Below are 21,045 nucleotides of genomic sequence, written 5' to 3' on the forward strand. Positions count from 1 at the left end.
CCGGGACGTGTCTTGCCGCGGCCCGAGGGCCTGTCCATCCATCGCCATATGCCTGCCTTGCCGTCGATCTGCATGTGCTGGCTGAAAGCCTGACGGGCGGGCTTGTGGCTGGATATTTCCGGGTGACAATGGCGGCCCGGCGGGGGAAATTCAAGCCTCGCGGCCCGGGCTGATGCGGGGGCTATTGCAGGGACTGGCGCGGGGGCGATGCCGGGCGGGACGCGCGCGCCGCTGCCCCGGATTTCCCCTGGCGAAGGCGCTTGGCAACAGGCATGGCAAAGCCGTAACCGCGGCGCGACCGATCCTCGTCCCGACCCGCAGGGCGGCGCCCCGGCAGAAACCGCTTGCCCGAATCCCGAAGCTCGGCCAGCAATATACGGAAAAAAGGGAACAAAACGCGGGAAACCGTAACAAACGGTTCCGGGTCCGAGGGCAGAAATGGTCCGCAGGCAGGAACGCATCGACCTGTTGGGCGGAGAGCACGCGCAAGAGCTTTCCGAAAGATTACAGGCACATAGGGCACAGCTCTTTCCCCCCGGACGCCAAGCGGACCCTGCGCCGATTCCCCTCGGGTGAGGTCGCCCAGCTTCTGGGCGTCAAGGATGCCTATCTGCGCAAGCTGCATCTGGACGGCAAGGGCCCATCGCCAGAGATTCGCGCCAATGGCCACCGCTATTACAGCCCCGAGAACATCCAGGAGCTGCGCAAGTTCCTCGAGGCCGGGACGAAAACGCCCGGCACCTACCTGCCCGGACGGCGCGAGGGCGACCATCTGCAGGTCATCACCGTCATCAACTTCAAGGGCGGGTCGCCGCGCTGAAGGCGCTGCACCTGCCGATCAAGGCCATGGTGCGGGAGCTGGACGATTGCGGGTTGGTGATCGCGCAGGGCCAGGAAAACGCCGCGCGGCGCGATCTGACCTTCATCGAACGGGCCAATTTCGCCCGCCAGATGCGCGACGCGGGTTATGACCGCAAGATCATCTGCGACGCGCTCCATGTCGACAAGATATTGATTTCGCAAATGCTTTCCGTAGCTGACCGGGTCCTGATCGAGGTGATCGGGTCGGCGCCGGGCATCGGGCGCGACCGCTGGCTGGCCTTGGCCGACAAGCTCAAGGGCCGCGATCTGGCCGACCGGGCAGTGGGCGAGAGTTCCGACGCCCGGTTCGAGGCGGTGATGGCGGCTCTGGCCCAACCTCGCCCCCCTGCCCCGCGCCCCCGCATCGTGACCGTCGCCGATGGCCGCGCGCTGGCCGAGGTGGCGCGCAAGCGCGGCCGCACCGTGCTCAGCGTCGACAATGGCGTGTCGGCCGGGTTCGAGAAGTGGCTGGTCGAGAACCTCGCCCATCTGCATGGCGACTGGCAGGACGGGCGCGAGGACTGAGAAGAGCAGCGTAAACACCAAAAGGAGGCACGAGACAGGAAGGACCAAAAGAAGAAGCCTCCGAGGACGCATCCCGAGAGGCCCCTATCGTTGTCCAGCACCTTCGATTCTGGGCCATGAGTTGACATCTCTCAACCGCCGCAGTTGCGGGCGGGCCGGAAAGCTTTGCCTCGTGAATGGCCATGCAGGTCTTGACAACGACGCCCTTCGGGCATCCGCGACATCCGCGAAGCGGCAGCCCTGGTATCGATAACCGTGATGACCGGGATGAAGCTTTTGCGCGAGCCAGCGTTCTTCTATGCAACTTGCAATCCTTTCCTGTCAGGGCGGGCGAAGGCCCGACAACTGATTACCGCCTATCAGATGATTTCCAGAAGCAAGGGGAGTTGAGATGGCTCCTGCCGCACTTCCCCTCACATTCGCCGGTCGGCCGGGCTGGGCCGTCCTTGGCGTGGTCGGCCTCGGCACACTCCTTTGGTATGGAGCAACGCGCGAGCGCGCGCCGGCAGTCCCCCGCACCGAGACCGACACCCAGACCAAAACCTGCGACCGGCCATGGACGGTTCGGGTGCATGCCCAGGGCAACGACTGCGGCGGCACCTCGTCATCGACAATCGGCGCACCGCCCATCGTCAAGACCAGTGCTCCGGTCACCCACGCCGAGGGGATTGCGCTTTCCAATGCCACCTGGGCACTGCTGAACAAGCACCAACAGGCGATCCGCGTCCAGTCGAAGACAAAGCTCGAGCGCTATATCAATTCCAATCCTCCGCTGGGACAGCGCTCGTTTCCTGCCAGCGACCGCTCCGGCGGCAAGCGGATGGACATCGACAATTACGGCTGTTCGCCGAATTTCCCGGTGTAGCGCATGGATCGCAGCGCACTTGAGGCACTCCCCAACTTTCCCTTTTCCCGCTTCCGCACCAGCGAGGCCGAGTTCCTCCTGCTCGAACTCTACTGGCCAGCGGTGATCCGCGAAGCAATCGGCCCCGAGGCGGGCGCACTGGTGGTGCCGCTGGCCGAGGCGGACCAGGACAGCCAGAATTTCGGAACGCCGGTGCTTCTGAGCTTCTGGATCCCGCGGATCGGACGCGGGCTGCGGCTGCTTCACAACGACCCGCCGGACGGGGAGAGCCGATCCGAAAGCCAGCTCTTTGCCTCGGCCGCCATCCGGCAGCAACCTCCCGGATGGGAGCTGCCTGCCGATGGCCAGAGCGCTCCGGCCGTCGACCGCATGGAAGAGCTGGTGGTGATCGCAGACACAGACCCTGCGGTCGCGGATGCCGTGGCCGAGGCAGCGCGTCTCTTCTTGCTGAAGGACATCCCGCTTGCCGATATGCAGGCCTATTGCGACGAGCTGGAGGCGGAATGGCTGGCGAAATAGGGGACGGCGCGCCTGATCTCTGGCCCGCTGGATGGTATCCCCCGGAAGTCCTCACCACCGCGCAGACGCCAGCAGAATTGCGCGCATGGCTGTGGAGCGGCCTTGATGCGCGCATCCGCAGCTTTGCATGGTGGGCCTCTGCCTCCGAGAGCGAAGGCTTTCTGCTCCTCTATCACCAGTCCGTCGCGCAATTGGGTTTCTGGCTCTCGCCCGGGCTAAGGGGGCGCGGCTGGGGCAAAGTGGCGTTGCGCCGCGCTCTCACGCAGCTGCCGAACGATGCCAATACAGTCGTCCTCGCAGAAATAGCGAAGGAGAACACCGTCGCCAACCGGACCGCGCGCGCGGGTGGGATGCGTTTGATTGCCGATCAGGCCCACCGAACGATCTTCTGCCTTGATCGCCCATAGACACGCCAAGGTTCCTTTTAAAAAGCTGCACTGTTCTGGCGCGTTGAGAATTTGCGAGCGGACCGTGCCTTATCCCCGGGAAGATCACTCTCTGCCGTAAGCGGACTGTCCGCTTACGGGTTGGCTGCAATCGAAAACCGCTATTTGTATCGACCCAGCGGACTCTGCTCAGGTTAGGCCGCTAATCTGCATGCCTCGACAGGCGTGCGCATGGCAAGCGCCTGATGAGGGCGGCGGTGGGTGTAGAATGCGGTCCAGTCACCGATCACACGCATCGCATGTTGAATGGTCTCAAAACGGTGGCGATGCACGCACTGCTCCTTGAGCGTCCGGATGATGCGCGCGACCATGCCGTTCTGCTGCGGGCAGTGCGGGGTGATGAACTCCTGCTTCAGCCCGTAGCTGCGGACGATGGCCGTGAAGTGGTGGCTGGTGAAGAATGAGCCATTGAGGCGCCATTGGTTCGAGCCCGATGGCGAATGCCGTTGTCCGACCTCAGCAGGAACCCCTCCTCGACCCGGCCCAGGGTGCCGAACCTCGCGATCACGGCATGTTCCAGCGCGGCGCTGGCGGTCGTGGCCTTGCCCGACTTCGACAGGTGCCAGCCCAACAGCTCGCGGGTGTGGCAGTCGACCACCAAGGCCAGTGAAGCCCGGCCGTCCTTGCCGGTCCAGATGCGGGCGAGATCGGTCGACCATCTCTCGTTCGGCGCAGCTGCGACTGAAGGAACGGCCTGAATGCGGGGCCGCATGCCCACGGCGCGCTTGCGAACCTGCCAACCCTTGATCTGGAGTGAGGCATCGAACGCCATCGGTCCGAGAGAGATGCCGAACCCTCTGCACCGTGTTCTTGTTGAAGCCCAGGAGCCAGGCCACGGTCCGATATCCGAAGGACGGCTCCTCCTCGATCATCTTCCTGATCGGATCGGCAAAGCGGGGATCGACCTTCGGCGCGGGTTTCACCGGTGTGTAGCAGACCATGCGCCGGGGAATGCCGAACCACGTGCAGAGCTTGGCGATCGACACCGCAAGGCGCTCCGCCAAGAGGCCCTGCTGGATGCGACGGATCAATTCCCGTCCTGCGCATCCAGCAAGGCCTGAAGCTTTTTTCGGGCCCGTAGCTCCAGCATGGCCTCGCCATAGGCTTGCCTTACAGGTGCCGGAGCTGCTTCTCGTATTGCTCGCGGATGTCGAGCGGGTTGGCGCGCAGGGAATTCTCCATACCCCGCTTCGCATCCTCGACCCAGCCCTCGATCTCGGAGGGTGTGAGGTCGAATGATCGACTTGCCTCCGACACGGTCGTCTTGCCCTGGATGATCTCGATCACCAGAGCGTTCGGATGCATCCTCGGACCGATGGCGGATTGCAGCCTCACTCCGCTTCGCCGTCCAACGCTTGATGCTGTCGTCCATCGTCATGCTCATTGCTACGTTCTCCCTTGTGGCATGAGCAGCTTTTCACTCGGTCGATACAGCCGCCCCCCCCCGACAGCGCCGCCATGCCCATCGCAGGGACGAGGAAATGGCGGCGGCCGACATCTGATCGGCCGCGTTCCGGCACGGTCGGCCCCGGCGGGGCCGCAACGGTTCTAGCGGCAGGCTTCACTTCATGTGCCGCGAGAAACAGCCAAGCATCGGCCCCCCGGGTCGACGCCCGAAATAGAAGGGCAACGTGGACAGGAAATTCCCGTCGCGATCAAGAGCCGTCACCCGGTGATCGGCAAAGCAGACCAGCCGCCGGTCCGATCCGAAAAGCAGCGCCGCGCCCCTGGCCTCTTCTCGCGACAGGAGCGGACGCAGGCTGGCAACCTTATCCGACGCCCATGGCGCGGAGTCGAGGATCATGGCCGCCGCCGCGTCCGCATCGGCCTTACCAAGCATGTAGGCCAACCGCGAAAGATACGGCCGGGCGATCTCTACCAAGGCCACGCGATCCTTTCGTTCCACTGCCCGATGCAGCCGCGCCATCGCCTGCCAGAGCGCATCGCGCATCTCGGGCGTATCGGTCAGCGGCTCGGTTCCGGCCCAGGCGACATCGCCCAGCGACGGATCGTCGACCTGAAACTCGATGGCGAGGATCCGCGTGTATTCGGGACGCGTGGCGTTGCCCTTGCCGGACCGGATCACGAAGGGCTCTTCGGCTCCGGCACGGATCCGAGAAATGGTGCCCGCATCGCGGCGCACCGGAATCCCGCTGAAGATCTCCGTCTCGCGCGGCGCGAGCCGGCCCTCGTCCATATCGTAGCTGGCATTGAACAGGATGGCAGGCTCCTGCCGTCCCTGCGCCAGTTCGGCCTGGATCGCGACATCCGGGTTGGGGGTGTAGTTGCGCTCCTCGGGATTGAGCGGCTCATAGGCGATGTCGATCCGGTTCGCGCCATCGCGCAGGAAATCCGGCACGAAGAACGTCCAGGCCATGTCCTTGAGCGAGGTGTGAAGCGCCGTCGGAGCGCCGTTTACGAACAGTTCGACCGTCGCGTTCCGGGCCATGCAGGAAAGCGTGTAGGTGTTTCGCGACCCCTCCGAGCCTTGCGCCCATGGCCTCGACGGCAGCCCAACCACCGCAGTTGCAGCCAGCGCTCCGCCCAGAAAGCGACGACGGAGCGCAAGGGCCGGGGCCTCGAGGGTCACGCCATATCCCTCGAGAAGCAGGCCAGGAACGGGCCACCCGGTTGCCGCGCGAAATAGACCGGCAGCATCGACAGGAAATCACCGTCGTGATCGAGCGCCGCCACCTGGTAATCGGCAAAGCAGACCAGCCGCCGGTCCGACCCGAAATGCAGCGCAACCTTCTGGGCCTCTTCGCGCGACAGCAGCGGGCGCATGCCTGCTGCTCTGTCGGAGGCCCAGGCCACCTTGCCGAAAAGGAAATCCGCCATCGTGGCCGCATCGGGCCTGCCCAGCATGTAGGCCAGGCGCGCCAGAAACGGCCGGGCGATCTCGACGAAGGCCGCGCGATCCTTCCGTTCCACCGCCTGATGCAGCCGCGCCATCGCCTGCCAGAGCGCATCGCGCATCTCGGGCGTGTCGGTCAGCGGCTCGGTTCCGGCCCAGGCGACATCGCGCAGCGCGGGATCGTCGATCTGGAACTCGACGCCCAGCATGCGCGAATACTCCGGGCGCGTCCCCTTTCCGAAACCGAATTCCATGACATAGGGCTCTTCGGGGCCGACCCGGGGTCGGGAAATGCTGCCGACGTCGCCCTGCACCGGATTGCCACCGAAGATGGTCTTCGGCCGGAGCGCGAGGCGGCCCTGCTCCATGTCGTAACTGGCGTTGAAGAGAACGGCTGCCGGCAGCCTTCCCCGCGACAATTCCATCTGGATCGCCACGTCCGGATTGGGCGTGTAATTTCGCTCGGCCGGATTGATCGGCTCGTAGGCGATATCGATCCGGTTCGTGCCGTCGCGCAGAAAGTCGCGCACGGGCCAACTCCAGACCATCTTCTCCAGAGACGCATGAAGCGCCGTCGGCGCACCGTTGATGAATAGCTCGACCGTCGCGTTTTCAGCGAAACAGGAAAGCCCGTAATTTCTTTGCGGCCCCTCCGAGCCTTGCGCCCATGGCCTCGACGGCAGCACAACCACCGCAGTTGCAGCCAGCGCTCCGCCCAGAAAGCGACGACGGAGCGCAAGGGCCGGGGACTCGAGGGTCACGCCATATCCCTCGAGAAGCAGGCCAGGAACGGGCCACCCGGTTGCCGCGCGAAATAGAGCGGCAGGGCCGACAGCACCTCGCCGCCCGCATCGGTCGCGGCAACCCGGCGGTCCGAGAATTCCACGAGCCGCCGGTCCGAGCCGAAGGCCAGCGTGGCGCTCCGCGCTTCCTGGCGCGACAAGAGCGGCACCATTCCCGCGGCACGCTCCGACGCCCAGGGCGCCCGGGCCAGGATCGTGTCGGCCGCCGCCCCCGCATCGGGTTTGCCCCAGATATGCGCCATCCGCGCCAGATAGGGCCCCGCGATCTCGACGAAGCCCTCGCGGTCGCGCCGCTCGACGGCCTGATGCAGCCGCGCCATCGCCTGCCACAGCGCGTCGCGGGTGTCGCCGTCATCCTCGAGCGGCTCGGTCCCGGCCCAGGCCACGTCGCCCAGCGGCGCATCGTCGATCCGAAACTCGACCGGGACGATCCGCGTGAACTCCCGCGAGGGCTTGCCGTCGCCGAACCAGATCGTGAAGGGCCGCTCGGCCTCGGGTCTGGGCCGCGAGATATTGCCCAGATCGGGCTGCACCGGCCGCCCGCTGAACACCGTCAGGGGCTCGGATACCAGCCGTTCCTCCTCCATGCCGTAGCGCGCGTTCAGGAGCGTGGCCTCGCCCAGGCGCCCCTGCGACAGCTGGATCTGCACCGAGACCTCGGGCGTGGGCGTATAGCTGCGCTTCTCGACATCGAGGGGTTCATAGACCACATCCAGCCGGTTCGCCCCGTCGCGCAGCAGCTCGGTCGCCGGGAAGGAAAAGACCAGATCCCCGGGGCTGGCATGCAGGATCGTCGGCGCGCCGTTCAGATAGACCTCCAGAACCGCATGATGCCCCATGCAGATCAGGGAATAGGCATTCGTCGGATAATCAGTCATCTTTCCTCTCGCAAAAACTTTTGTGGCGCCCATGCCGGCGAATGCCGCGGCAGCGGCGAGAAACCGGCGCCGGCCCGGCTGCCGTTCAGATCCAGCCATCTTTTTCTCCCTCGGGCGACATGATCTCGAGCGTGTAATCCGGTTCGGCGAGGTTGCTTTTCGCGGTGACACCCCCCGAAACGCTGCTTGTCGAGGCGTAATCGCCGAAGACATCGCTGCTCGAGTCCGATTTCGACGCCGCTGCGGACACCGACACCGTGGCATAGGCCCGCAAGACGACGCCCTCGAAATGATAAAGCTTCTCGGTCTTTCGGCCGCCACCCTGACTCCGCACGACGCGACCGCCGAAATGCCAGCCCGTGCTGACCGAGGCCCCGGCCGCCGCTTCGGCCTTGAAGAACCAGGTTTCGGCCTCGAGCCTTGCGTCGGCAAAGACCTTACCGGTGATCCTGGCCTTCGCGGTGAAGGTATGCTCGATCTCTTCCAGGCGGGCCTCCCAATCATCGGCATTGCCGATGGTGAGGCTGGCGATATCGCCGATACCATAGCTCAGATCGCCCGCGCCGCCGACCTCGATGGCACATTGCGCCGAGGCCGAAACCGCATTGCCCGGATTGGCCAGACGCCGCCGGATCTCGGGGCCCCTGGGGAAGCGCGACAGGAACAGATCCAACAGGTCCATCTTGCCGGTCACCGACAGCCCGTAGGTCACCTCGCAGCCCGACAGGGCCAGCGACAGATCGGGCGAGGCCTCCTTGCCCTTCAGCTCGAGAGTGCCGATCTTCAGCCCCAGCTTGAGTTCGATCCCGATCGACGAGCCGAAGGCATCCGATTGCGGCGCCCGCAGCGCATCCGGCGAACCCGACTCGCCGGCCAGACCGTTCATCGCGTCCTGAATGTCCTCGATGAAGGAGATCAGAGGAGTGCTTTCGCCCTGCTGCTGCCGCTCCTGCGCCCGGGTCGCGGGGGCCTGCTTCTCCTCGGCCTCGCCGGATTTCTCGAATTCCAGGGTCTGGTTGCCGACCTCGCCGGTGATCTTGCCGGTCAGCTTGGCCGACAGCGTCGGCAGGCGGCTCGAGAAGATCGTGATGCCGACGCTGCCCTCGAGCTCGGCCTCGAGCTTGGCATGCGGCAGCGGGCAGACCGTCAGCCCGCCGAAGCCTGTCCCGACGCACTGGTTGGCCCCGGCCGCAGGACTGCGCTGCGCCCGATAGGTCGAGCTCTGGATCGCGAGCCCCAGAATATAGACTGCGGTGATCACCTCTGGCGGCAGGATCTTGCCCGACAGCGCCGGCATCTGGAACGGCGTGGTGACGATCCGCTCGTCGCTGTCGGGAATGTCGGAATTGTCGTCGGCGAAATTCGACGGCCGCAGCGAGGGCACGCCCGCCTTGCCCTGCTTGCAGTCCTCCTTGCTGGTGATCTTCAGCCTGGCCTTGGCCGAGGGCTGGCCGCCATAAGGGTCCTTGCAGGTCAGAAACAGCGTGCGCGGTCCGTTCTCGGGCACGGGCCAGGTCACCTTGCGGCTGGCATCCCCGGCATCCTCGATCACGAATTCCTTGAGACAACAGGGCTCGCCCGGGGCGCAGTCGCAGGCCGCGCCGCCATTGGCCAGATCGAAGACCTCGGCCTCTTCCCGCGCGCGCAGCGCGTTGGCCTGCTCCACCGCCCGGTCAAGCTGCTCCTGCAGCATCCGGCGGTGGCCGGGCGAGGTCTCGGCCGCGATCATCGGCGGGTTCATCGTCAGCGTGTTCAGCATGAGGGGCGGCTGCGGCATGTCGGACCCCAGGGCCCAAAGCAGCGCCTCTTCGGCATTCATCGTCGGTCCCGCCATCATCCCTGTCCTGTCCTGAGTGCAGGCGCGGCCAGAACCGCGCCCCCGCGTTCGCCAAGCGCCATCGCCAGCCAGCGCAGCAGCCGGTCCTTGCGCTGGAACGGCAGGCCGCGGCGATCCTCGAGAATCGCCGCGGCCCGGCGATCCCTGTCCGCGAAATCGGCGCCGAAGAACAGCACCGCGCGAGCCAGCGCGCCCACCTGCGCCCGCGACGGCATGTCGTGGAGTTCGCCCAGCCGCATTGCCTGGCTGGCGGCCTCAAGGCAGGCCTCGGGGCCCTTGTCCTGCCCCAGCGAACGGTACAGCCCGCGCGCCACCGACTGCGCCGTGCGTTCCCGCTTGAGCCGGTCGAAGCGGGCGAATTCGGCCTCGGTCACATGCAGGTTGCCGGGTGCCACCGCCCGCCCGCGCGGCGCCAGCCGCACCAGCCTGCCCTGCAGCGTCGCGGGATCGTCAAGCGGCCCGACCGGGTCGCCGGGCAGATGCGCGGCCAGCGACAGCTCGGGCGAAAGCGGCAGGAAAAAGCGCCGCACAGGGGCCGCGAAGCCCGCGAAACGCGCGGGTTCCAGCGCCTGGGCCATGTCCGACAGCACCCGCGGATCGTGAAAGCGGAAATACAGCGGCGCCGCCTCGCGCCCGGGCAGCCAGGCCATGGTGTAGCGCCGGAAATGCGCCCGCAGCGCCATCGCCCCGGCCTGGCTCTGGAAGCAGATCCCGGCATGGCGGTCGGGCGCCAGCGCCATCAGCGCGCGGCTGACCGGATCGCGGCTCGACAGCGGCACCAGCCAGGGCGCGGCGGCCTGACGGTCGGCATCGGGCGTGGCATAGAGGCAAAGCGCGCCCTGCGCGCGGTCGCGCAAGAGCTCCAGCGCATCGGGCCAGCAGACCGGGTCGATCAGCGCCCAGGCCGGGCCGGGCCCCTCGAACAGCGCGGGCCAGCCGCATTCCGCGAAATCGAGCGCCCTGAGCCCGGCCGCTTGCGGGCGCTCGCGGCTCGGCGCCGGGCTGTCGAGAAAGACCGGACGCCCGCGCCCGAGCGAGACGCTCGCCGCCGGATCGATCGAAAGGCTTTGCGGGTCGAGCGGCTCGAAACCGGTCATCCGGTAGCCTTGGGCCAGCAGCGCCTCGGCGACATGGGCCCTGAATTCGGGATGGTCCGGCGCGCGCATCGCGACCTGTCCGCCGACCTCGGCGGCAAGGCGATCGCGGGCCGTGTAGCGGGCCGCAAGAAGCGGGTCGGAGGGACGTGTCACAGCCCGGGCTCCGTGCGGCGCAGCACCGCATCGGACCGCTGGTTTTCCTTTGAAACGAACAGCATGGTTCTCACTCGTCACAGTCGTGCCAGGTCGGCGCAACGGCAACATAGAGGCATTCCAGGCAGCAGCAATCGCCGCGGGCCGGATTTTCGGCGAGATCCTGCCGGCCCGGTCCGGCGCCTATTCGTCTGCCTCCGGTCCCGGCGGCACCAGCTCGAGATGCGCCAGCGCGACCCCGGCCCCGTCGCCCCGCCCGGCGATTTCCTCCAGCAGCGCAGGCAGCAGGCGCGCGGCGGGGGTGCCGTCGGCAGCGGTCGCGGCCGACGCCAGCGGCCGGGTCGCGGCCACCGCCAGCAAAAGCTGTGGCGCGGCAGGAGCGCCCTCGGGCAGGCTCAGGCCGAAGCGCAGGTTGCCATCCGGCCCGATCCGGTCGGTCAGGTCGTAGACCGCCCCGTCGGGCGCGACCAGCGCCACCCAGAGCCGCGCCGGACCGGGTGCCGCGACCGCGGCCAGAACCTCCTCGCCGCTCGCGACCCGCTCGGGCGTCGCCGACAGCACCGGTAACGGGCCGGGCCGGGCCTGAAGGCTGCGGGCGAAATCGAGCACGGCGCATTGCGCCTCGGCGACCGGCCGGTCGAGCACCGCCGGGCGGCTGCCGAATTGCGCCTCGTAGGCCTCGGCCAGCGCGGCATTGTCCGTGGCGTTGTCCGTGGCCGCGTCCCCGCGCCGGTGCCCGTAGCGCTCGACCACGCCGGCGCGCGGCCCGGTCTCGACCCGGGTCAGATAGCTGCAGGGCCCGCTTTGCCAGGCGGCCAGGAACCCGGCACGACCGGCCTCCTGGCGCGGCGGCAGCCGGGCCTCGATCCCGCCCTCGGGGGGCTTGCCCGGACCGATCAGCCCGGTGGTCCAGCCATACCAGCCGGCCGCGCCCAGAAGCGCCAGAAACACCAAAGCGAGCCCGCCGATCAGCCGCAGCGCGGCGCGGTCGCGGGGCGGCTCGGGCCCCGGATCGGGCACCAGATCGGACGCGGGCCCCGCGCCCCGCCCGGACCCGGCCGCGCGCGCGGCGCCCGGCCGTCCCAGCCCGGGCGGCAGGGTCAGCCCGCCGGGCACCGCCACGCTGGGTCCGCCATAGCGCGGCGGCAACAGATGCGGATGCTCGATCAGCCGCAGCACCTCGTCCATCGAGGCCGGGCGCGCCGCCGGGTCGGGTTCGAGCATATGGCTCAGCAGCGGCCTGAGCCCGGGCGACACGCCGGACAGGTCGGGCACGCGCTGCCGCCGCTCGGCCGCCTCCTCGATGCTGTTGCCCATCGGCAGCGCGCGGCCGGACAGCGCCGCCCCCACCAGCAGCGCCAGCCCGTAGATATCGGTCTCGGGGCCGACATGGCCGCCGAAATGGCCAAGCTGCTCGGGCGCGACATATTTCAGCTTGCCCGCGAAGGTGCCCGGCGCCTCGTCCTCGGACAGCCGCGCCGACCGGGCGATGCCGAAATCGATCAGCCGGGCCTCGGCCACCGCGCCGCCGGGCAGCATCACGTTGTCGGGCGACAGGTCGCGATGGATCACGCCCAGGGCATGCGCCCGGGACAGGGCCCGGGCCAGCCTGCGGATCAGCGCCTCGGCGGCGGCCGGCGGCAACGGCCCCGAGCGCGCCATATGGTCCGACAGCGTGATGCCCTCGATGAATTCCATCACCAGGAAATAGCGGTCGAGCGCATGGTCGTGGACGTAGTTGTAATACCGCACGATGGCATCGTCGGCGAGCTGGCGCAGCATCCGCGCCTCGCTGCGGAACAGCGCGCCCGCGCGCGGATCGGCGGCCAGATCCGGCAGGATCGCCTTGATCGCGACCGGATCGCCGGTGCCGATCTCGACGCCGTGATAGACCGCCCCCATCCCGCCCGCGTTGAGCACCCCGGCGATCCGGTAATTGTTGTTGATGACGGTTCCGGCCGACAGGATCGGCACGCGGGCCTCCGCCGCCGCCGGGGACGCATCCGGCCCGGCCGGGGATGGGGGCGCCGCGATCCGGGTCGCGTCTTCTGCGCCGCCCGGCGCCACGAAGGCGGTGCGCTCGTCATCCGCGGCCTCGGGCGCGACCGGCGCGGCCGAGAGGCGCGTCCGGTCGGACGCCGCGCCCTCCTCTGCGGGCGGCGGGGACGAGATCTCCCTGCGGTCGGGGTCGGGGCCGGTCCCGTCCTGCCCCCCGTTCCGCGGTTCGTCGGCTCCGGTCATAGCGGCGGCGCCGTCTTCTCGTCATCGTCATCGCCGCTGCGGCAGGCCAGCACCACGGCGGTGACATTGTCGCGCGCGCCCCGCGCCACGGTCTCGGCGATCAGCGCGTCGCAGGCGGCCTGCGGCGGCAGATCCAGCAGGATGTCGGCGATCTCGGCATCGTCCAGATGCTCGGTCAGCCCGTCCGAGCAGAGCAGGAACAGATCGCCCGGCGCGATCCGGCCCGAGACGATGTCGCATTCCGGGGCGGGGCCGACCCCGATGGCGCGGGTGATGACATTGCGCCGGGGCCAGGTCCTGGCCTCTTCCGGCGTGATCCGCCCCGCCTCCAGCGCGGCGCGCAGCTCGGTATGGTCGCGGCTCTGCTGCACCAGATGGCCGTCGCGCAGCAGATAGCCCCGGCTGTCGCCGCACCAGACCACGGCATAGCCATCCGCATGCACCAGCAGCGCCGCCACGGTCGAGCCGATCGGCCCCGCAGCCAGCTCGGCCGAATGCGCGCGGATGCGGTCATTGGCGCGGATCAGCCGCTCCATGAAGCGGGCCTGCAGATCGACCGCCGAGGCGGGCAGCCCGGCCTCGGCCAGCTCGGCGACGATGGCCTGGCTGGCGAATTCGCCCGCCGCATGCCCGCCCATGCCGTCGGCCACCGCCCAGAGCCCCAGATCGGGCCGGGCGATCATGTCGTCCTCGTTGATCTCGCGGCGGCAGCCGACATCGGTCGCCATCCCGGTCTCGAGCAGGAAGCAGCCGTTCCAATGCGCCGCTGGCCTCATTGCTGCGCTCCCGCGTCGCAGCCATCGGCGGGCACCCCCGCCAGCATCCAGGCCAGCGCCCTCGCTTCGGGCAGCCCGGTTCCGGCCAGCCATTGCGCGGCGCAGCGCCCGTTGCCCGGGGTCCAGAACTGCGCCCGCACAAGCCCGGCCCGCTCGGCCTCGACCGACCGCGCCGCGCGCAACAGCGCGCCGAGATCGCCATCGGGCCGATGCGCCCAGACCACGGGACCTTCGGCCGCCCGCCCCGCCGGTTCGGCCTCGATGGCCAGATCGAGCCCGCGCAGCAGCGCCCGCGCCCCGTGCCCCGGCTCGGCCCGGTCCAGATGCGCCGACAGCGCCGCCCACAGATCCTGGCTGCCATCGGAGGCGGTCGGCGGCGCGACCTCGGCGCCCTCGGTCAGAAGCAGCAGCGGATAGCGCCGCCCGACCCGGTCGCAGGAGGGCCGCAGGACCCCGGCCAGCGTCCGCCCCAGAACCGCGCGCCCGACCCGGAAGCGCAGCTCCTGCGCGCCGTCCCAGAACGGCCCCCAGTCCTGGCCCAGCTCGTCGCGCAGCTCGGCCAGCGTGGCATCGATCCAGCCGGTCAACCCGTCGGCCACCTCGTCCGACAACCCCGCGCGCAGGAAGTCGCCATAGCCCGGATGCTTGCCCAGAAGCCCGATGCTTGCCCGTCCCGTCCCGGTCATGGCCGGTCCTCGACCGAGACCGGACAGGAGAATTGCGCCAGCTCGGGCATCAGGAAGGGCACCGTCGTCGAATCGAACGAGAAACGGTAGGTGATCGAGCGCCCGCCGACATCCTGCGTGACCTCGACCGAGGTGCCGTTGACCCGGCTCCGGCCGGTGCGCAGGAAGGTCACGATGTCCCAGCGGCCGGCATCGAAGCGGATGCCGTTCGGCCGCCCCGACTGCTGCGGGAACAGCCCCAGCGACACGCCCGATCCGGGGCCCGGCCAGCTGAGTTCGCCCGGGGTCGAGCCGGGCTGGGTCCGCAATTCTGACCCGTTGATCGCCAGCACCGCCAGATTGACCGAGGGCGAGGACGAGATATGCGTCACCGCCATGTCGACCCGCGGCTCGGAGGCGCCCGAGGCGAAGAAGGCCATGCGGATCGCCTCGATCCGGTCGAAGGCCTTCAGCAGGTCGGGCGAGAGTCGTTCGCCGATGGAACTGCCCGGGACCGGTTCCAGCCCGTCGGGGCCGCGCGTCACATGCGGCTGCAGATAGGTGGTGAAGAAACGGTCGGCCCGGCCGCCCGGCGCGAAGAACTGCCCGAAAATGGCGGGCGAGACATGGCGCCCGCCCTCGGTGAAGGGGAAATAGGGCTCGATGAATTCGCGGCAGAAGGCGCCGACCTCGTCATTCATCGCCCGCTCGATCTGGCCCAGACTGGCATCCTGCGCCTCCGAGCGGAACTCGGCCTCGACCGCGCTCAGCATCCGGCCGAGATCGGGCGGCAGGGCGCTGTTGTTCATGGTCAGCGCCGACAGGGTCTGGCGCAGCAGGGTCTCGTCGGCGGGGCTGGGGGCCAGCGCGGCATTGCGCCGGTTCTCGCGCAGCGCGGCCAGATTGGCCAGCACCGCGTCGATGGGCCGGGCGCCGGGCTCGCCGGTCAGCAGCCGTTGCCAGTCGGCGAAATCGTCCGAGATCCGCTGGACCTGGGCACGCTGCGAGTCCTCGGACACGGCGCCCGCCCGAACCTGGCTCTTGCCGCGGGCCTGGACCGCATCCAGCACCACGCGCTGGAACACGCCCGAGCGCGAATAGATCCGCGAGAAGGCCGCATCGCCCATGTTCCCCGCCAGATCGCCGCCCGCGGCGGCCTTGGCCGCATCCTCGGGCGCCATCGCGTCGATCTCGTCGTAAAGCCGGCTCAGCCGGGTCTGGCGGCCGATTTCCTCGACCAGCCGGGCCAGCGGCGAATCGACCGGCGAGGCGGCGGCGGCCAGCGCGTCATAGCGCGGCGGGTCGGCCGACATCCGCGCCAGCGTCAGCCGCGACAGCAGCCCGGTCCAGGCGGCGTCGAATTCCTGCCGGTAGCGCCGGTGCAGATCGCGCTCGAGGCTGCCCAGCTGGCGGTCGTAATCGACCCGGTCGGCGGCCTCGCCCAGCACCCAGCGGTCATCCTTCAGACGCGCGCGGGCATTGGTCAGCTCGTCGAGGAAGAAGCCCCAATAGCCCTCGAAGGTGTAAAGCCCCGGCACCGAAAGACTATCCAGCGGCGTGCCGTCGGTGGTGGCCAGCACCCGCTCGACCTGGCCGCCGATGGCCTCGGCCGGCGCAAAGGCCGGCAGGCCCGAGGTCAGCGCCCGGTCGCGGATCGAGGCATAGGCCTGATCGGCCAGCGGCAAGGTGACGATGGCATCGCGCGCCTTGCGCACGATCTCGGGGTCGATGCCGATGGTGATCCGGCGATCGCCGTCGAGATCGAGCATCGCCTCGAGATGCTGGGTCAGCTCCTCGCGCAGCCGAAACTCGCCCGGCGCGGCGAAGCGGGCGCGCCAGATCTCGTCGAAATAGCCCGCGACGACGGCATCGTCCTCGGCGCCGCGCGTCCCGCCCTGCCCGCCCAAAAGCAGATAGACCTTGAGCGCGCGGTAGATCGCGGCGGTGTCGTCCTCGGCGATGAGCTGTGGCAGGCTGTTTTCCAGCGCCAGGATCAGCCGCGGCCGCAGCATCCGTTCCAGTCCGTCGGAATAGGCGCGGTCGGCGGCGGCGTGCAGCTCGTCATGGCGCGACAGCCCCAGCCCCTCGAACAGGCCCGGACGGCGCGGATCGACATAGCCCGCGGTCATCTGCCGAAGCCGCTGCAGCTGCGGCAGCACCACCGAGGCATCGGGATCGTCGATGACGGTGCGCGCCAGCTCGTTGCGCGCCGCGTCGCGATAGGCGGCGGCATCGGCATCGGCGGCGGCCAGCAGGCTGGCATTCTGCCAGAAGCTGTAGCCGAACCCCGCCATGCCGCCCAGCGTGACCGCAGCGATCAGCACCATGGCGGCACTGCGCAGGATCTGGCGGCGGCGCACCGCGCGGCGGTCGAAGCCGACCCAGTCGCGCTCCTCGAAGATCACCTTCTTCAGCAGGTCATGCAGGAAGTAGCTGCGGCCCTTGCCCGACAGGAAGGCGGGCTGGAAGGCGGCCTCGTCGCCGCCCTTGGCCATCGCCCCCAGCACCTGGTCGATGGGCGTGCCCTCCTGGGTGCCCGAGGTGAAGTAGAAGCCCCTCAGGATCGCGTTCGACTGATAGCGCGTCGGCGCGAAGACCCGGCGCAGAAAGTCCGAGACGGTGTCGCGCAGCATCGCCATCTGCCCGGGCAGCCCGAAGATCGCGATCCGGGCCGCGCCGTCGGGCTCTTCGGTCATGCGGTCGCTGACCTCGTCCGACAGCCGCGCCACCAGCGCGTCGAATTCGGCCGGAACCAGTTCGCAGGTGCGCGCGCTGCGGTCGCGGGTCTGGAAGGTGGTGCCCCAGACCAGCCGCCGCCGCGACTGGCTGAACGAGCCGAAATATTCCCGGAACCCCGAGATCAGGTCGGCCTTGGTGAACAGCACATAGACCGGCACGTCGATCTTGAGCGTCTCGTGCAGCTCGGCCAGCCGGCTGCGCACGGTCTCGGCATGGCGCGTCAGGTCGGCCTCGGAGGCGGTCATCATGTCGGCCACCGAAAACGCCAGGATCACGCCGTTCACGGGCTGGTCGGGACGGCCCTTCTTGAGAAGCTGCAGGAACGAGGTCCAGCTGGCGCGGTCGGCCTCGGCATCGCTGTCCTGGGTGGTATAGCGCCCGGCGGTGTCGATCAGCACCGCCTCTTCGGCGAACCACCAGTCGCAGTTGCGGGTGCCGCCGAAGCCCTCGACGCCCGAGCCGGGCCCGTCCTGGCCCGGAAAGCCGATGCCGGAATTCGCAAGCGCGGTGGTCTTGCCCGCGCCCGGCGGGCCGATGATCACATACCAGGGCAGATCGTAGAGCGCGCTCTTGCCGCCCGAGCGGCGCAGCTTGGCCAGCGCCTGCTGCATGCGCTCGGCCAGCACCCGGCCATCGCCCGCGGGCTCGGCCATCAGGCTGTCTTCCAGCGCCTCGGCGCGGCGGCGGCGGCGCAGCCAGCCGAGGCCATAGACCAGCCCCAGCGTGCCCGCGATCAGCGCGATCAGCCCGACCCGGAACCAGACCGAGGCCAGCAGCGCCGATCCGGTCATCGGCAGCCCGAACCAGATCGCGGCGCCAAGCGCCACGAGCCCCAGAACGATCAGAAGGACGCGCATCCAGCGCGCCCGCCACATGGCGGCGAAGGCGGCGCCCACCGCCCGAAGAGCTCTTCGCATCCCGCTCAGTCCTCCCGAGGTATCATGATCTCGACACGCCGGTTCATCGCCCGGCCTTCGGGCGTGTCGTTCCCGGCGACCGGATCGGTCGCGCCCTTGCCCTCGGCGCTCAGTCGCGCCGGATCGGCGACCAGACCGCCCAGCCGTTCGGCCACCGTCTCGGCCCGGGCCAGCGACAGGTCCTGGTTGCTGCGGAACCGGCCGCGCCCCGACATCGGCACGCTGTCGGTATGACCGACCACCCGCACCGGCCCGGTCTCGCCATCGAGCATCGCCGCGATCTCGGCCAGCAGCGGCCCGGACCCGTCCTCGAGATCGGCCGAGCCGGTGGCGAAGCGCAGCGCCTCGCGCAGCCGCACCAGCACCCAGTCATTGACCTGATCGACCTCGACCCGGCCCGCCTCCAGCGGTTCGGCCAGCGCGGTGCGGATCCGGTCCATCTGCGTCGTCTCGGGCGCCTCATAGGGCGCGATCACGGGTTCGGTCCGCTCGATCGCGATCTCGGGCTGTCCGGCATGCAGCGCCAGGATGTCGTCGCGCACCGTCGCCCCCTGCCGGGTCAGCAGCGTCGAGAGCGTGGCGAACAGCGCCACCAGCATCGCCGCGGCGATGGCCGCGATCACCCAGAGCGGGGTCTGCCCGCCGCGCCTGCGCGCATCGAGCGGCACCGGCGTCCAGTGCGGCGAGACATCGTCATCGGGCCGCGGCGAGATCCGGCGCAGGGTCTCGTAGATGGCGCTGCGGATACGCGCCAGCTCGGCCGCGCCCGAGGGCATCGCCCGGTACTGCCCCTCGAAGCCCAGCGACAGGCAGACCAGCATCAGTTCAAGCAGGTGATAACGCTGCCCGGGCGCCTTCATCGCCTCGTCCATCTTGCGGAAAAAGCCGATCCCCGACGAGCGTTCGCCGAAGAACCGCGCCACCATCGAATATTGCAGCCACATCGCCCGGTCGGCGCCGGGCAGGTTCTGCACGATGTCGTCGGCGGTGGCCGAAAGCGCATATTTGGCGTCCCGCACCTCGGAGGCGGGCAGCCCGGCGGCCAGACAGCGCCGCTCGATATCGTCGATCTCGCGGGTGACATGGTCGATCAGCGGCCCGGCCTGCATCTCGACCAGCCCGGTCCGGAGCCGTCCCAGCAGGATCAGAAGCTGGGTCGCCTCGGCCAGAAGCGGGTTCGAGGCGGCCCCGCGGTCCGCATCGGCCGCCCGCAGCGCGTCGTCCAGCGCGATCCGCGCCTGGGCCATCGGGCGCGGATCGGCCTCGGGGCGGCGGATCTCGGGGAAGATCCCGGCCGCCGCACTGCGCTGTCCGGTGCCCGGCCGGTAGAAGGGATGCGGCCCCGGCGAGGGGGGCATCGGCGGCACGCCCGACCCGCGCGGGGGCTGGCCGGTGGCGGTGCGCTCGGGCGGGGTCTGCGGATAGACGGTCCAGCCCGAGCCCGGCGGATAGGTCAGCGGATGGGGGGGCAGCGGCGGCGGCGGCAGCGGCTGCCCGAACACGGTCTTGTCGTCGTCGTCGTCGCTGTCTGCCATCACGCCCCCTCCGGCACCGCCCAGAGTTCAAGCTTGAGATCGGGCCAGTTGCCCGCGAAATGCATCCCGATCGCGGGCGCGCTGGAAAACTCGCTCCAGAGCGGGGTCGAGCGGTCGAGCAGGAAATAGACATTGGTCGAGACCACCCGGATCTGCCGCGGCGGGTTGGGCAGATGCACCAGCCCGATGCCCGGAAGGTTGTTGTTGATGATGGTCTTCATCTGGGTCGAGGGACCGACCTTGCAAAGCTGCGGGAACTGCTGCTGGACCTCGGCCAGCGGCAGGCCGGAACCGACCTCCAGCACGAAGGTCGCCTGGGCGAAGAGGTTCCGGTCGTTGATCAGCGCGGCATAGGAATTGGCGCGCACCTCCTGCAGGGGCAGCCGGACCGCGCGGCCCACGTCACGCGCCAGCAGCCGCTGGATATCGGCCACCACCGGCGGAAAGCTCGCCTTGGGGTCGTCATGGCGATAGGCCTCGTAGGCCGGCGCGCGGCGCTCGCCCTGATCGAAGGTCGCAAGCTCGCCCGCCAGCCCGACCAGCTTTTCATACAGCCGTTCGGGATGCACGGTCGCCATGGATTTCAGGTGCCGGAGCACCGGCAGCTCGCGGTTCAGAAGCATCAGCATCAGATAGTCGCCCGCCTGCATCCCGCCACCCGAGGAGGGATCGGCCGCATAGCGCGCCAGCGTGTCGAGCTTCGATTCGATCCAGCCGATCACCCGGCCCAGATAGCCGTCATAGGCCGGATGCACCGCAAGCCGCAGCGCGGTCGGCGGCACCCGGTCGTCAAGCGTGACGATGCCGTCGCGCAGATCCAGCACCCGGCCGAGCCTCAGGCACTGATAGCCCGGCCTGGGCGTCTTGCGCAGCACGAGCTCCAGCCGCGGATGGGCCACTTCCAGCACCTGTTCCGACCGCGCGGCGGCGGCATTGTCGGCCACCGTCTCGCGGCCCAGCACATAGCGCGTGGCGGCATCGGCGGCGGCGGGGGCGACCTCCTGGCCGTCGACCGGCGCATCGGGCAGGGTCAGCCAGAGATCGAGCCCGGCCCCGTCCTCGGGCACCTCGACCGCGACCGGCAGGGGCGAGGCGCCGGGGGCCTCGAAGGCGGTGCCGTCAGGCATCGTGCCCGCCGCCGCCAGAAGGCCGATCCGGCCCTGTTGCAGCATGTCGCGGTCGAAGCGCAGCTCGGCCAGGCCCCAGGGATAGGGCGACAGTGCGGCCACCTGCGCGCGGATCAGATGTTCGAGATGACGGTCGGCCTGCTGCAGGTGATGCGGCTGCAGGAACAGACCCTCTTTCCAGGCGACCTTGCTGAAACGGGACATGGC

General features: G+C 69.1%; 18 protein-coding genes and 1 pseudogene. 5 read left to right on the top strand and 14 right to left on the bottom strand.

Going from position 1 to position 21,045, the window contains the following annotated elements; all coding sequences use genetic code 11:
• Window positions 1–438 precede the first annotated feature (438 nt).
• The 5 genes and pseudogenes from C8N38_RS14340 to C8N38_RS14360 form a co-directional block, all read left to right on the top strand.
• Window positions 439–811: pseudogene (locus tag C8N38_RS14340) on the top strand (MerR family DNA-binding transcriptional regulator); the annotation flags it as partial.
• Between the two features lie 35 nt (window positions 812–846).
• Window positions 847–1,386 carry a plasmid partitioning protein RepB C-terminal domain-containing protein gene (locus tag C8N38_RS14345; RefSeq protein WP_108027850.1) on the top strand — a complete coding sequence of 180 codons (540 nt, stop codon included), beginning with the start codon at window positions 847–849 and terminating at the stop codon, window positions 1,384–1,386.
• Between the two features lie 391 nt (window positions 1,387–1,777).
• On the top strand, window positions 1,778–2,251 hold the full coding sequence (locus tag C8N38_RS21165; RefSeq protein ID WP_146176283.1) for a hypothetical protein: 474 nt from the start codon (window positions 1,778–1,780) through the stop codon (window positions 2,249–2,251).
• A gap of 3 nt (window positions 2,252–2,254) precedes the next feature.
• Window positions 2,255–2,770 carry a hypothetical protein gene (locus C8N38_RS14355; RefSeq protein ID WP_108027852.1) on the top strand — a complete coding sequence of 172 codons (516 nt, stop codon included), beginning with the start codon at window positions 2,255–2,257 and terminating at the stop codon, window positions 2,768–2,770.
• The gene (locus tag C8N38_RS14360; RefSeq protein ID WP_146176284.1) at window positions 2,755–3,177 is read left to right on the top strand and encodes a GNAT family N-acetyltransferase; all 423 of its coding nucleotides are present in this window, start codon (window positions 2,755–2,757) and stop codon (window positions 3,175–3,177) included. Before C8N38_RS14355 ends, C8N38_RS14360 begins: the two co-directional genes overlap by 16 nt.
• Before the next feature lie 173 nt (window positions 3,178–3,350).
• Here the strand turns inward: C8N38_RS14360 and C8N38_RS21995 are convergent, their stop codons facing one another.
• From C8N38_RS21995 to tssK, 14 genes are all read right to left on the bottom strand, one after another.
• A complete protein-coding gene (locus C8N38_RS21995) occupies window positions 3,351–3,590 on the bottom strand; it encodes an integrase core domain-containing protein (protein WP_281258234.1) in 240 nt (79 codons plus the stop codon).
• Entirely contained in the window at window positions 3,569–3,988 is a 420-nt protein-coding gene (locus tag C8N38_RS21725; protein ID WP_342750307.1) for a DDE-type integrase/transposase/recombinase, read from the bottom strand. The genes C8N38_RS21995 and C8N38_RS21725 overlap by 22 nt, the downstream gene beginning before the upstream one ends.
• Before the next feature lie 338 nt (window positions 3,989–4,326).
• Entirely contained in the window at window positions 4,327–4,551 is a 225-nt protein-coding gene (locus C8N38_RS22000; RefSeq protein WP_245895760.1) for a hypothetical protein, read from the bottom strand.
• Between the two features lie 226 nt (window positions 4,552–4,777).
• Window positions 4,778–5,806 carry a hypothetical protein gene (locus tag C8N38_RS14375; RefSeq protein WP_146176285.1) on the bottom strand — a complete coding sequence of 343 codons (1,029 nt, stop codon included), beginning with the start codon at window positions 5,804–5,806 and terminating at the stop codon, window positions 4,778–4,780.
• A complete protein-coding gene (locus tag C8N38_RS14380) occupies window positions 5,803–6,831 on the bottom strand; it encodes a hypothetical protein (RefSeq protein WP_146176286.1) in 1,029 nt (342 codons plus the stop codon). The genes C8N38_RS14375 and C8N38_RS14380 overlap by 4 nt, the downstream gene beginning before the upstream one ends.
• Window positions 6,828–7,751 carry a hypothetical protein gene (locus tag C8N38_RS14385; RefSeq protein ID WP_108027856.1) on the bottom strand — a complete coding sequence of 308 codons (924 nt, stop codon included), beginning with the start codon at window positions 7,749–7,751 and terminating at the stop codon, window positions 6,828–6,830. Before C8N38_RS14385 ends, C8N38_RS14380 begins: the two co-directional genes overlap by 4 nt.
• An 85-nt stretch (window positions 7,752–7,836) precedes the next feature.
• Window positions 7,837–9,585, bottom strand: coding sequence for a hypothetical protein (locus C8N38_RS14390; protein ID WP_108027857.1), 1,749 nt, complete (start codon window positions 9,583–9,585; stop codon window positions 7,837–7,839).
• Entirely contained in the window at window positions 9,585–10,838 is a 1,254-nt protein-coding gene (locus C8N38_RS14395) for a DUF4123 domain-containing protein (protein ID WP_158272357.1), read from the bottom strand. The genes C8N38_RS14390 and C8N38_RS14395 overlap by 1 nt, the downstream gene beginning before the upstream one ends.
• A gap of 183 nt (window positions 10,839–11,021) precedes the next feature.
• Entirely contained in the window at window positions 11,022–13,079 is a 2,058-nt protein-coding gene (locus C8N38_RS14400) for a serine/threonine-protein kinase (protein ID WP_108027859.1), read from the bottom strand.
• Window positions 13,076–13,855: a PP2C family protein-serine/threonine phosphatase gene (locus tag C8N38_RS14405; RefSeq protein ID WP_108027860.1), complete on the bottom strand. Its 780-nt coding sequence runs from the start codon at window positions 13,853–13,855 to the stop codon at window positions 13,076–13,078. The genes C8N38_RS14400 and C8N38_RS14405 overlap by 4 nt, the downstream gene beginning before the upstream one ends.
• Window positions 13,852–14,541 (bottom strand): type VI secretion system-associated protein TagF, encoded by a 690-nt coding sequence (gene tagF, locus C8N38_RS14410; protein WP_108027861.1) that lies wholly within the window; start codon window positions 14,539–14,541, stop codon window positions 13,852–13,854. The genes C8N38_RS14405 and tagF overlap by 4 nt, the downstream gene beginning before the upstream one ends.
• Window positions 14,538–18,176, bottom strand: coding sequence for a type VI secretion system membrane subunit TssM (gene tssM / locus C8N38_RS14415; protein ID WP_245895761.1), 3,639 nt, complete (start codon window positions 18,174–18,176; stop codon window positions 14,538–14,540). The genes tagF and tssM overlap by 4 nt, the downstream gene beginning before the upstream one ends.
• A 5-nt stretch (window positions 18,177–18,181) precedes the next feature.
• Entirely contained in the window at window positions 18,182–19,711 is a 1,530-nt protein-coding gene (icmH, locus tag C8N38_RS14420; RefSeq protein ID WP_108027862.1) for a type IVB secretion system protein IcmH/DotU, read from the bottom strand.
• On the bottom strand, window positions 19,711–21,042 hold the full coding sequence (gene tssK / locus C8N38_RS14425) for a type VI secretion system baseplate subunit TssK (RefSeq protein WP_108027863.1): 1,332 nt from the start codon (window positions 21,040–21,042) through the stop codon (window positions 19,711–19,713). Before tssK ends, icmH begins: the two co-directional genes overlap by 1 nt.
• Between the last annotated feature and the right edge of the window lie 3 nt (window positions 21,043–21,045).

Source organism: Rhodovulum kholense (assembly GCF_003053725.1).
In the GTDB taxonomy this organism is placed as follows: Bacteria; Pseudomonadota; Alphaproteobacteria; order Rhodobacterales; family Rhodobacteraceae; genus Rhodovulum; species Rhodovulum kholense.

Coding starts and splice junctions, on each gene's coding strand:
- C8N38_RS21725 (WP_342750307.1), bottom strand. CDS start 3,988: ATGGCGTTCGATGCCTCACTCCAGATCAAGGGTTGGCAGGTTCGCAAG.
- tssM (WP_245895761.1), bottom strand. CDS start 18,176: ATGCGAAGAGCTCTTCGGGCGGTGGGCGCCGCCTTCGCCGCCATGTGG.
- C8N38_RS14400 (WP_108027859.1), bottom strand. CDS start 13,079: ATGACCGGAGCCGACGAACCGCGGAACGGGGGGCAGGACGGGACCGGC.
- C8N38_RS14360 (WP_146176284.1), top strand. CDS start 2,755: ATGGCTGGCGAAATAGGGGACGGCGCGCCTGATCTCTGGCCCGCTGGA.
- C8N38_RS21165 (WP_146176283.1), top strand. CDS start 1,778: ATGGCTCCTGCCGCACTTCCCCTCACATTCGCCGGTCGGCCGGGCTGG.
- C8N38_RS14345 (WP_108027850.1), top strand. CDS start 847: ATGGTGCGGGAGCTGGACGATTGCGGGTTGGTGATCGCGCAGGGCCAG.
- C8N38_RS14405 (WP_108027860.1), bottom strand. CDS start 13,855: ATGAGGCCAGCGGCGCATTGGAACGGCTGCTTCCTGCTCGAGACCGGG.
- C8N38_RS14385 (WP_108027856.1), bottom strand. CDS start 7,751: ATGACTGATTATCCGACGAATGCCTATTCCCTGATCTGCATGGGGCAT.
- C8N38_RS14355 (WP_108027852.1), top strand. CDS start 2,255: ATGGATCGCAGCGCACTTGAGGCACTCCCCAACTTTCCCTTTTCCCGC.
- tssK (WP_108027863.1), bottom strand. CDS start 21,042: ATGTCCCGTTTCAGCAAGGTCGCCTGGAAAGAGGGTCTGTTCCTGCAG.
- C8N38_RS14390 (WP_108027857.1), bottom strand. CDS start 9,585: ATGGCGGGACCGACGATGAATGCCGAAGAGGCGCTGCTTTGGGCCCTG.
- icmH (WP_108027862.1), bottom strand. CDS start 19,711: ATGGCAGACAGCGACGACGACGACGACAAGACCGTGTTCGGGCAGCCG.
- tagF (WP_108027861.1), bottom strand. CDS start 14,541: ATGACCGGGACGGGACGGGCAAGCATCGGGCTTCTGGGCAAGCATCCG.